The organism is Paenibacillus sp. GbtcB18 (assembly GCF_019091125.1).
In the GTDB taxonomy this organism is placed as follows: Bacteria; Bacillota; Bacilli; order Paenibacillales; family NBRC-103111; genus Paenibacillus_F; species Paenibacillus_F chitinolyticus.
In genome coordinates this window covers 1-235 of sequence record NZ_JAGXJX010000878.1, presented here as the reverse complement: position 1 = coordinate 235, position 235 = coordinate 1, and the positions used below count along the sequence as shown (strand labels likewise).

The 235-nt window shown below is 54.5% G+C and carries 1 pseudogene; it reads right to left on the bottom strand.

Going from position 1 to position 235, the window contains the following annotated elements:
• Window position 1: 1 nt before the first annotated feature.
• Window positions 2–235, bottom strand: a pseudogene (locus tag KVT34_RS31195) (cache domain-containing sensor histidine kinase); the annotation flags it as partial.

Genomic DNA, 235 nt, shown 5'->3' with positions numbered 1-235 from the left:
CTCACGCACCGTCCGTCCGGATGAGGGCCCGGGTATACCGGTTGACGGACCACAGGGTTAAGAGAAGGGCGGGTATGAGGGACAGGAACATGATCGTTCCGACCCATTTCAGAATAACGGACATTCCGCCGGACAAATAATCCCAAGGAGTAACGGTAACGAGCGCCCACTTGGGGGTTCCGTATTTTCCCAGCCCTATATCATACACGGTTACCAACCTCTCTATGCCGTCAAA